This is a genomic window from Prevotella sp. P4-98, from assembly GCF_002251405.1.
In the GTDB taxonomy this organism is placed as follows: Bacteria; Bacteroidota; Bacteroidia; order Bacteroidales; family Bacteroidaceae; genus Prevotella.
Genome location: NZ_NPJC01000054.1, coordinates 24016 through 36043 on the forward strand (window position 1 = coordinate 24016; position 12028 = coordinate 36043).

The following is a 12028-nucleotide window of genomic DNA, read 5'->3' on the forward strand; positions in this document are numbered from 1 at the left end:
ATTGCGATGGGCAAAATTACATAAAAGATTTAGAATAATGAAAAAAAACGGGAATTATTTTGCAATTTGCGGCATTTCAGTTAACTTTGCACCATATTTATAAATACACATAATGACACAAGAATTTGAACTGATCGCCAAGACCTTTATGGGATTGGAACCCGTCTTGGCGAAGGAATTGACGCAACTGGGCGCAAACGAAGTGCAAATAGGACGCCGCATGGTGTCCTTTATGGGCGATAAAGAAATGATGTATCGAGCCAATTTTCAGTTGCATACTGCTATCCGTATTCTTAAACCCATTAAGCATTTCAAGGCTCTGTCAGCTGATGATGTCTATCGGGAGGTGCAAAAAATCGATTGGTCAGAGTACATCGGCTTAGACAAAACGTTTGCCGTTGACTCTGTGGTGTTCTCGGAAGAGTTCCGCCATTCTAAGTTTGTGGCCTATAAAGTGAAGGATGCCATTGTTGACCAATTTCGCGAAAAGACAGGAAAACGCCCCAATATCTCGGTGGCAAATCCTGATATCCGTCTGAATATCCATATCGCAGAAGACAAATGTACGTTGTCGCTCGATTCAAGTGGTGAATCGCTCCATCGTCGCGGCTATCGTCAGGAGTCGGTAGAAGCTCCGCTCAATGAGGTGTTGGCTGCCGGTATGATTCTCATGACAGGATGGCAAGGCGAAACCGACTTCATCGATCCTATGTGTGGAAGCGGTACGTTGCTCGTTGAGGCAGCACTCATTGCCCACAATATGGCTCCAGGACTATTCCGTAAGGAGTATGCTTTTGAAAAATGGCCCGATTTCGATAGCGATCTGTTCGACCGCATCTATAATGACGATTCCAGCGAAAGAGAATTTACTCACCATATCTATGGCTATGACGTTGATATCAAGGCAGTCAATACTGCGCGCCTTAATGTGCGTGCTGCTGGGCTTCTCAACGATATTACCGTAGAGGAGGCTGATTTCAAAAACTTCACACAACCGAAGGAGAAAAGCATTATTGTTACCAATCCGCCATACGGAGAACGCATCTCTACCCCTGACCTGCTTGGCACTTACAAGATGATTGGCGAACGCCTGAAACATCAATTCCTCAACAACGACGCTTGGATACTCAGCTATCGTGAGGAGTGCTTCGATCAGATCGGTCTTAAGCCAAGCATCAAGATTCCCGTTTACAATGGCAGCTTGGAATGTGAGTTCCGCAAATATCAGATATTCGACGGAAAGATGAAAGACTTCCGTGCAGAAGGCGGTACCGTCAAAACCGACGAAGAGAAACGTCAGATGGCTGAGAAACGCCGCTTCAAGCAGAATCGTGAATTCAAAAAACGACTTGACGAGAAAGAAGAAAACGAAGAGGCAGACATACGCACATTCCGATTCCGCTCTTTAGAGAAATGCGAATTTAAAGGCGACCGCCGTGATGACCGCTTCCAGAAACGTGGCGGACGCAACGACCGCTATTCACGTGACGATCGTGGTGATGACCGTTATTCGCGCGATGACCGCAAACCCTATCGCAAGAGCGAGAACCGTGGGGGGCATGAGCGCTTTGACCGAAGTGGAGGTAAAAAGCAACGCGGCGGTGGACGTGGCTTTGACCGTAACAAAAGAAGATTAGAAGATGACAATGATTAAATATTGTAGTAAGGCGTTGATGGTCTGCATGACTATGTTGATGACTGTATCTCCAATGAACGCACAGAAGAATTTTACACTTGAGGACCTTAATTTCGGTGGTACAAACTATCGGAATATGGTGCCGGAGAACCGGTGGACTGCATGGTGGGGAGACCAACTCGTTCGCCTCGATGTGGATGCTTGTTATCTGGTAGATAAAGCTAACGGTAAAGAAACCCGTCTCTTTGATGTCAGCCAGATTAACCAATGGATTGCACCAACAAAGGATATTAAGGTTCGTACGCTATATAATGCAGAATTTCCATTTGCAAACAAGAGCGTTGTGGTGATTAGCCAAGGTAGCAAAACCTATATGGTCGATTTCAAAAAACATGCCTTGGTCAGCTCTTTCGAGTTGAAAGACGGTGAAAATCTGTTGGAAACCAATGCTCAACAGACAGCCTATGCTTTCTTGAAAGACAACAACCTGTTTGTCTGCAACCATAAGCAACAGACTGTGCAACTCTCAACCGACGGCAGTAGAGAAGTGGTTTATGGACAGGCTGTGCATCGTGATGAGTTCGGCATCAGTAAAGGAACATTCTGGAGTCCCGATGGAAACAAACTGGCCTTTTATAGAATGGACCAGTCGATGGTGACCGATTATCCACAAGTGGATATCCCGGAAATCGGTTTCGACCCAGAAGAAAAACGTTCCTGCATCGCCACACTGGCTCCCGACAAATATCCTATGGCTGGCGAGACTTCACATCAGGTGACTGTAGGTGTGTATGACCTTACTACAGGAAAGACTATTTATCTCAAGGCTGGCGATCCCACAGACCGCTATTTCACCAATGTGGCATGGAGTCCAGACAGCAAAACGGTTTATATGTTTGAATTGAACCGCAAGCAGAACGACAGTCGCCTGGTCGCTTATAGTGCAGAAACAGGCAATAAAACTGCTGAACTCTATCGAGAAACCGACGAGAAGTATGTGGAACCTCTACATCCCATCGTCTTCTTGCCATGGGATGCTAACTCATTTATCATGCAGAGTCGTCAGGATGGATATAATCACCTGTACCTTTGTTCACTTGGCAAGCACGGTAGCAGAATGGCCGGCAATACCGAATCACTCGAAGTCAGTCAACTGACCGCTGGCAAGTGGGAGGTCCTGGAAATGATTGGTTTTAATGCCAAACAGAAGACCATTATCATTGCCAGCAACGAAAAGAGTCCTATCCAACAGAATATCTATGCGGTAAGTGTAAAGACCGGCAAACGAACATTATTAGGAAATGGCGAGGGTTGGCATAATGCCAAACTCAGCGGAAGCGGCAACTATATCCTAGATAACTATTCTACTCCGACCGTTCCACGTCGTATAGAAATCGTGCAAACCACTAAGGCAAAGGCCGTTTCTTATTTCCAGGCAAAAGATCCTTGGATGGGATATTCTATTCCGCAGTTCAGTTGTGGTACCATTAAAGCAGCAGATGGCGTTACCGATCTCTATTACCGTATGGTGAAACCTGCGGATTTTGATCCTAACAAGAAATATCCTACTGTAGTATATGTCTATGGTGGACCTCATGCACACAACGTCGATGCACGTTGGCATTATAGTAGCCGTGGATGGGAAAGCTATATGGCAGGCAAAGGATACATCACCTTTATCCTCGATAACCGCGGAAGTGAACATCGTGGCAAGGATTTCGAACAGGCTACATTCCATCAACTGGGACAGGAAGAAATGAAAGATCAGATGAAGGGAGTGGAATTCCTAAAGACACTATCTTATGTGGATGCAGACCGAATCGGTGTACACGGATGGAGTTTTGGTGGATTTATGACCATTTCGTTGATGACCAATTATCCCGATGTCTTCAAAGTCGGTGTGGCTGGTGGCCCTGTTATCGACTGGCATTGGTACGAAGTGATGTATGGCGAACGCTATATGGGAACTCCACAAAGCAATCCGGAAGGTTACAAAAAAACATCATTGCTCTATCAGGCTAAGAATCTCAAAGGAAAACTGCAAATCATACAGGGACTTAATGATGTGACAGTAGTGCCACAACATTGCCTCACTTTCCTTAAAGCATGTATCGCAGCAGGAACACAGCCCGACTTCTTTGTATATCCGGGCGAACCACACAATATGCGGGGACATCAGAGCGTGCATCTGCATGAACGTATTACACAGTATTTTGAAGATTATCTGAAATGAACCAAGAAGAACAGATACTTGTGCGCATCACAGGTCAGGACCGCCCTGGATTGACGGCCTCAGTCATGGGAATCCTTGCTCGGTATGATGCGCAGATTCTCGATATCGGTCAGGCCGATATCCACTCAACACTTTCGCTGGGAATACTCATGCGCTTGAAGGAAGCACATTCCGGACAAGTCATGAAAGAACTTTTGTTTAAAGCCACAGAACTGGGAGTCAACATCGGATTCTCGCCTATTACTGACGATGAATATGAAGACTGGGTGGGACATCAAGGCAAAAACCGTTATATCCTAACAGTTATGGGACGCCAGTTGGATGCACGGCAGATAGAGGCAGCATCGCTGATTATCACCGAGCAGGGGCTTAATATCGACAGCATCCTCAGACTGACAGGTAGAAAGAGCATCAAGAATCCAACAAACCATGTGCGAGCTTGTATCGAATTCTCTCTCCGTGGCGAACCCAACAACCGCAAGGAGATGCAAAGCAAACTCATGCAGGTGTCGAAAGATATGGAAATTGATTTCTCGTTCCAACGCGACGATATGTTCCGCAGAATGCGACGGCTCATCTGTTTTGATATGGACTCGACACTTATACAAACTGAATGTATCGACGAACTGGCAGATCGGGCAGGAGTAGGTGCAGAGGTGCGCGCCATTACCGAGAGTGCTATGCGTGGTGAAATAGACTTCAAAGAGAGCTTCACCAGACGCGTTGCATTGTTGAAGGGATTGGATGTCAGCGTGATGAAGGATATTGCTGAACATCTCCCAATAACAGAAGGTGTGGACCGACTGATGACTATCCTCAAGCGTTACGGGTATAAGATTGCCATCCTCAGCGGAGGATTTACCTATTTTGGCGAATATCTCCAACGTCGATATGGTATTGACTATGTCTATGCTAACGAACTGGAGATTGACGATAACGGCAAGTTGACTGGACGTTATGTTGGGGATATAGTTGACGGACACCGGAAAGCGGAACTCCTCAAACTCATCGCTCAGGTAGAGAAAGTCAATCTTGCACAGACCATTGCCGTAGGTGATGGAGCCAACGACTTGCCCATGATATCAGAAGCAGGACTGGGTATCGCATTCCATGCCAAACCGCGCGTGGTTGCCAATGCCAAGCAAAGCATCAATACCATTGGACTTGACGGCGTGCTTTATTTCCTTGGATTTAAAGATTCCTACCTTGGCGAGCAAGGCAAGTTATAAAATAACCATTCCATTAATATAATAAGGTGTAACAAGATATGAAAATATTACTTTTAGGCAGCGGCGGACGTGAACACGCCCTGGCATGGAAAATCTCCCAAAGTCCGAAATGTGAGCAACTCTACATCGCCCCAGGCAATGCCGGTACTGGCAACTGTGGTGAGAATGTGGCCATGAAGGCTGATGACTTCGAAACCATCAAGACTTTCTGTGTAGAGAAAGCCATAGATATGGTTATCGTAGGTCCAGAAGACCCATTGGTAAAAGGTATTTATGATGAGTTGAAAGCCGATTCACGCACCAAGGACATCCCAGTGATAGGTCCTTCTAAACAAGGTGCAGTACTGGAAGGATCGAAAGACTTTGCAAAAGCATTTATGCAACGTCATCAGATTCCTACTGCACGCTATCAGACTTTTGACGGAGAACATCTTGAAGACGGATTGCGTTTCCTCGAAACCTTGCAAGCTCCATACGTGCTGAAGGCCGATGGACTCTGTGCAGGCAAGGGCGTCTTGATTCTGCCTACACTTGAAGAAGCACAAAAGGAACTCAAGGAAATGCTTGGCGGAATGTTTGGCAATGCCTCTTCGCAAGTGGTTATTGAGGAATTCTTGAGTGGTATTGAGTGCTCGGTGTTCGTGCTGACCGATGGCGATCACTATAAAATTCTGCCTGAAGCCAAGGACTATAAGCGCATTGGCGAACATGATACCGGTTTGAATACTGGTGGTATGGGTAGTGTTACACCTGTACCTTTCGCCACTAAGGAGTGGATGCAGAAGGTGGAGGACCGTATTATCCGTCCTACTGTGGAAGGTTTGAAAGCTGAAAATATTGACTATAAGGGATTCATATTCTTCGGTCTTATCAATGTTGAAGGGGAACCGATGGTTATCGAATACAACTGCCGTATGGGTGACCCAGAAACCGAAAGTGTCATGTTGCGATTGAAAAGCGATATCGTAGATTTGTTTGAGGGAGTGGCTGAAGGCAATCTCGACGAGCGCGAAATAGCATTTGACGAACGAGCTGCTGTATGTGTTATGCTTGTTAGCGGTGGTTATCCGCAGGAATATAAGAAAGGCTATCCTATTACCGGTATTGACCAAGTGGAGGGAAGTATCGTGTTCCATAGCGGAACTGCCCTTAAGGATGGTCAGGTGCTAACCAATGGCGGACGTGTAATTGCCGTTTCGTCTTATGGTAAGGACAAGGCCGAGGCTCTGCAGAAATCATTTGAAGAAGCCCAGAAAATTCAGTTTACCGACAAGTATTTCCGTCGTGATATAGGTGCAGACCTTTAAGCGATAGCTCTCAAGCATGACGAAACTACTGCAGAATAGAATATCAGAAAGCAAACTCACACTACCTGTCACCGTACTTTGTGTGACGGGGGTGTGGTTATTGGCAGGACTCACACAAGGAGATTGGTGGGCATCTTTTGCGTGCTTTGTTGTCTCGACCTATCTGATGATAGAGTTGAACAACAGCAATGCGCTCATCCGTATTTATTCACGTATGGTGTCGTGTGTCTTCTTGGTGCTTTCGGCAGTGGCATGTCCATTGTTTGCTTCAACCGAAGGTGCATGGGTACAAGTGTGTGTGGTTGGTGCCTTGCTGATGATTTTCCGAACATACCAAGATGACACATCGGTGGGAAGTTCCTATTATGCCTATCTGTGTATAGGACTTGCCAGTTTGTCATTTGTCCAGATAGTATGTTTGATACCATTACTGTTGTTGATGCATGGTGTTGTGCTTCACTCTTTGTCGTGGCGTACATTTTTTGCCGGCTTCTTTGGCTTGCTCACTCCCTATTGGTTTTGGACATGCTGGTCGGTGTATCAACAGAGTATCGACCAGATAACTGACCATTTCATGGCATTGACAGAATGGAGTCAACCCTTTGACTTCAGCGCGTGGGATGGGAGTCAGGTTGCTGTGCTGTTGCTATTGGCGCTGATAAGTGTAATAGGTATAGTGCATTATATTCGCACAAGTTATCTCGACCGCATACGTGTGCGTCAACTTTACCATGTCTTCAGTTGGTCGGTATTGCTGATGTTTGCATGTTTGTTGCTACAGCCAACGCTTTACAACATTCTTACTCGCATGCTTATTGTATTTGTGTCGCCCTTGCTGGCCCATTATCTGGCGCTTACCCATACCCGTATCACTAATATCACCTTCCAGGTGTTGCTATTCATGGCTGTACTTCTGATAATTTATAATCTATGGACATCATCACTACTTTTCTGATTAGTTATGGTTATTGGGGAATGCTTATAGCTGCTTTTGTGGCTGGTTCGTTCTTCCCTTTTTCCAGTGAAGCTGTCATGGTGGGACTGATGGCGGCAGGGCTTGACCCTATAGGCCTTATAGTCTATGGTACGATAGGTAATGTGTTGGGATCATGTTTCAATTATGGCGTTGGACGAATGGGGCGTTTGGAGTGGATAGAGAAGTATCTCCACGTCAAGAAAGAGAGTATCGACAAGGCTACGCGTTTCATGGGTGGCCGTGGTGCATGGATGGGATTCTTTGCCTTTCTGCCTATTTTGGGCAGTGGTATTACCATCGCTCTTGGCTTGATGCGTGCCAATATAGTCATCTCATTGGTCAGCATCAGCATAGGTAAGTTACTACGCTATGTGTTGCTCATCTATGGTGCAAGCATCTTTATCTAGTTAAAATTGCTGAAAGATACGGCGCTTCGATAGAAATATTGTACTTTTGTATTTTATTAGGTAATTAAGATCATAATTAATAATACACAATGAAACAATTTCGACTGTTAGACAATATACTGGGGTGGGTCACCTTTTTGATTGCCGCCTTTGTTTATTGCTCTACTATTGAACCGACAGCCTCTTTCTGGGACTGTCCCGAATTTATCTCTACGGGCTATAAACTCGAAGTCGGACATCCACCGGGTGCACCGTTCTTCATGCTTACCGCCAATCTGTTTTCACATTTTGCCAGCGACCCCTCGCAGGTAGCACGTATGGTCAATACGATGAGCGCATTGCTCTCGGCAGTAACCATTCTGTTCCTGTTCTGGTCTATCTCGCATCTTGTTCGACGCTTGTTGGTCAAGGATTGGAGCGAGTTGACACCCGCCAAAACCATAGCCATTGAAGGCTCGGCACTGGTAGGTGCGCTGATTTATACGTTCAGCGATACCTTCTGGTTCTCAGCTGTTGAGGGTGAGGTATATGCCTATTCTTCGGCATTTACCGCTTTGGTATTCTGGCTGATTCTGAAGTGGGAAGAACATGCCGACGAGCCTCATTCCGACCGTTGGCTGGTGCTTATCATGTATATGACAGGCCTCTCGATTGGTGTTCACTTGCTCAACTTGTTGTGTCTGCCTGCCATCGTACTGGTATATTACTATCGCAAGTGTCCCCAGCCCGATTCACGTAAAGATCTGTATGGCTCTATTGCCGCTTTGGTGATATCAGTAGTTATCTTGGGCGCTGTGCTCTATGGTCTTGTGCCGGGTATTGTTCGTGTGGGTGGATGGTTCGAACTGTTGTTTGTCAACGTGTTTGGTTGTCCGTTCAATACAGGTGAGATTGTTTATATCATCCTGCTTATTGCCACATTGGTATGGGCGATCTATGAGTCCTACAAGGATCAAAGTCTGAAACGTCAGAATATAGCATTTCTGTTGTCTGTAGCCATGTTGGGTATTCCTTTCTTTGGCTATGGCTGGTCAGCAGTGCTTATCGGCATTGTTGTATTGGCTCTGATTTGGCTGGTACTTCAATATAAGCGCCAAGGCAAGTTGCTCATCACTTCACGTATCAAGAATACATCTCTGCTCTGCATGATGATGCTCCTCATTGGTTATTCGTCATATGCTGTCATCGTCATTCGTTCGGCAGCCAATCCACCAATGGACCAGAACTCTCCAGAGGATATATTTACCCTTGGCGACTATCTGGCTCGTGACCAGTACGGACAGCGTCCGTTGCTTTACGGTCAGGCTTATACCTCACAGGTGGCTTTGGAGAAGGCGGGCGACTATTGCCGTCCAGTCTCAACAAAGGGCGCACCTGTTTGGCAGCGCAAGGAGAAAGCATCTGCCGACGAGAAGGATGAGTACTTCGTAGCACGTACTAAGGACGACTATGTATATGCTCAGAATATGCTGTTCCCGCGTATGTGGGATTCAGGTAAAGCTGCTTCATATCGTAGTTGGTTGGGCGAAGAGCCCGATGGAAGTGAAGAAGCATACGATCGTTGTGGCGAGATGGTTACGGTGAAGATGCCGAGCATGTTGCAGAACATTCGTTTCTTCCTCTCATACCAGTGCAATTTCATGTATTGGCGCTATTTCATGTGGAATTTCGCAGGCCGTCAGAATGATATTCAAGGTCAGGGCGAATTGGAACATGGCAACTGGATAAGTGGTTTCAGTTGGTTGGACAACTGGCGTCTGGGAGATCAATCGACATTGCCCGATGAGTTGAAAAACAACAAAGGCCACAATGTATTCTATATGATGCCATTGATGCTCGGTCTTATCGGACTCTTCTGGCAGTCGTGGTACACTCGCAAACGTCGTGTGCCCGGTAGCGACAAAGAAGAGATAGAACCAGTGGGCATCCGCCAGTTCTGGGTTGTGTTCTTCCTGTTCTTCATGACAGGTTTGGCTATTGTCATCTACCTTAATCAGAATCCTGAGCAGGTACGTGAACGCGACTATGCTTATGCGGGTTCGTTCTATGCTTTTGCCATCTGGTGTGGTATGGGTGTTGCAGCTCTCATCGACCTGTTGAACCGCAAGCTGAAGAAAGAAAATGTGTTGGTTGCCGCAGTTATTGCTGTAGTGGCATTGGCTGTTCCCATACAAATGGGTAGTCAGACATGGGATGATCATGACCGAAGTGGTCGTTATTCGTGCCGTGACTTTGGACAAAACTATCTGATGTCGCTGCAGAATGAGGGCAATCCTATCATCTATACCAATGGTGATAACGATACATTCCCCTTGTGGTACAATCAGGATGTAGAAGGTGTGCGCACCGATGCGCGCGTTTGCAACCTGTCGTATCTGCAGACCGATTGGTATATAGACCAGATGCGTCGTCCTGCTTATACCTCTCCTGGCATTCCCATTAAATGGAATCGTTTGGAGTATGTTACTGGTACCAACGAGTATGTGCCCATCGATCCTCATATGAAGCAGGCTGTTCTCGATTTCTATAAGCAAGATCCCGAAACTGCCAAAGCACAGTTTGGTGATGACCCATTTGAGTTGAAGAATGTATTGAAGTATTGGGCACGTTCCAAAAATTCAGAACTCCACGTCATTCCAACCGACACACTCTATATGACTATCGACAAGGAGGCAGTACGCAAGAGTGGTATGATGATGGCAAGTGATAGCATTCCCGACCGCATGGTTATCTCGCTTGCAGGCAAGAGTGCACTCTACAAAGGCGACTTGATGATTCTGGAGATGTTGGCTGAGTGTAACTGGAAACGCCCCATCTACGTGGCTGCAACTGTTGGTGAGAGTAGTTATATCAACCTTGGCAACAATGTGGTGACTGAAGGATTGGCATATCGTATCACACCATTCACTACCAATGCTCAAGGCGCACGCAACTTCGATACGAAGCGCACCTATGATAACGTGATGCATCGTTTCAAGTTTGGTGGACTCAACCAAAAGGGCATATATATCGATGAGACTGTGATGCGCATGTGCTACAGCCATCGTCGCATCATGTCGCAGTTGGCCAACAAACTCATTGAGGAAGGTGACAAGAAGCGTGCCGCTGAAGTTCTTGCCTACATTGACAAGATGCTTCCTTCATATAATATCCCGCATGAATTCTCATCGGGTTCGCTTGATATTGCAGAAGGATGGTATCAGGTAGGTCAGAAGCAGAAAGCCATCAAGGTGCTCAATGAGATGTGGCACAATTCTCAGCAATACCTCAATTGGTACAACAACCTCAATGCTGAGCAGTTTGCCTTCTCTAAGAATAATGCTTATGCCCATGCTTACTATTTGCAGCAGATACTTCTCGTGGCTCAGCAGATAGATCAGCAATGGTTCAACAAACACTACGAGCAGTATAGCCGCATGATACGCACCTTTGAGGAGCGTGGCGGTGCACAGGGCATAGATCGCTGATCGTGGATAGTGATAATATGAAAAGTATTAACTGCAAGTGATAATAGAACAACCGGCAATATGGCTAAGGTGGCTATATCCCAGAGCCACTTGGCGGATGAACCGTCACGAACGGTCAGTATATCTGACCTTCGATGACGGTCCCATCCCCGAGGCCACGCCATTTATTCTTGATACGCTTAGACATTATGGCATCAAAGCCACCTTTTTTATGGTGGGCGACAATGCTCGTAAGTATCCCGAATTGTTGCAGCGTGTCATCGACGAAGGTCATCGGGTGGGTAATCATACACACAACCATATTAGTGGTTTCCGTCATAGCATCCATCAGTATTGCTATAATGTAGAAAAGGCTAATGCCTATCTTCATACTGATTTGGTGCGCCCGCCACATGGTTGGATGCGATGGGAACAGTATGCCATCTTAGGTCGAAAGTATCGCATAGTGATGTGGGATCTTGTCACGCGAGACTATTCCAAGTGGATGACGGCAGAAGATGTGTTGGCTAATGTGAAACGCTATGCTCGCAACGGTTCCATCATCACATTCCACGATTCTCTCAAGAGTATTGATAAACTGAAAACGGCATTGCCAGCAAGTATAGAATGGTTGCGTGAGCAAGGCTATGAATTTAAGGTGTTCGAATGAACACCTTTTTTGTTTCTGTACAATCATAATATGTACGCGCACGCATACTCATGCGTGCGTATGTGCGCAGGTGCACATGCGATGCTGTAAAAACAGAATATATGACTGTAAATGTAGGATTTGC

The 12028-nt window shown here is 46.1% G+C and carries 8 protein-coding genes; all 8 read left to right on the forward strand.

The genetic code is table 11. The annotated features are described in order from the left end of the window. The first annotated feature begins 112 nt into the window (after positions 1–112). On the forward strand, positions 113–1654 hold the full coding sequence (locus CIK96_RS08120) for a THUMP domain-containing protein (RefSeq protein ID WP_094440288.1): 1542 nt from the start codon (positions 113–115) through the stop codon (positions 1652–1654). Beyond that, positions 1641–3869 (forward strand): DPP IV N-terminal domain-containing protein, encoded by a 2229-nt coding sequence (locus CIK96_RS08125; RefSeq protein ID WP_371592545.1) that lies wholly within the window; start codon positions 1641–1643, stop codon positions 3867–3869. The genes CIK96_RS08120 and CIK96_RS08125 overlap by 14 nt, the downstream gene beginning before the upstream one ends. Beyond that, positions 3866–5098: a phosphoserine phosphatase SerB gene (gene serB / locus CIK96_RS08130; protein ID WP_094389768.1), complete on the forward strand. Its 1233-nt coding sequence runs from the start codon at positions 3866–3868 to the stop codon at positions 5096–5098. The genes CIK96_RS08125 and serB overlap by 4 nt, the downstream gene beginning before the upstream one ends. A 38-nt stretch (positions 5099–5136) precedes the next feature. Beyond that, positions 5137–6405, forward strand: a complete 1269-nt coding sequence (purD, locus tag CIK96_RS08135) for a phosphoribosylamine--glycine ligase (protein ID WP_094440289.1) — start codon at positions 5137–5139, stop codon at positions 6403–6405. Positions 6406–6421: 16 nt separating this feature from the next. Beyond that, positions 6422–7360, forward strand: coding sequence for a hypothetical protein (locus CIK96_RS08140; protein ID WP_144007225.1), 939 nt, complete (start codon positions 6422–6424; stop codon positions 7358–7360). Further along, positions 7336–7788: a YqaA family protein gene (locus tag CIK96_RS08145; RefSeq protein ID WP_094389771.1), complete on the forward strand. Its 453-nt coding sequence runs from the start codon at positions 7336–7338 to the stop codon at positions 7786–7788. The genes CIK96_RS08140 and CIK96_RS08145 overlap by 25 nt, the downstream gene beginning before the upstream one ends. 89 nt (positions 7789–7877) lie before the next feature. Further along, positions 7878–11255 carry a DUF2723 domain-containing protein gene (locus CIK96_RS08150; protein WP_094440291.1) on the forward strand — a complete coding sequence of 1126 codons (3378 nt, stop codon included), beginning with the start codon at positions 7878–7880 and terminating at the stop codon, positions 11253–11255. Positions 11256–11292: 37 nt separating this feature from the next. Further along, complete coding sequence (locus tag CIK96_RS08155; protein WP_094389773.1) at positions 11293–11904, forward strand: polysaccharide deacetylase family protein; 612 nt, start codon at positions 11293–11295, stop codon at positions 11902–11904. Positions 11905–12028: the final 124 nt, after the last annotated feature.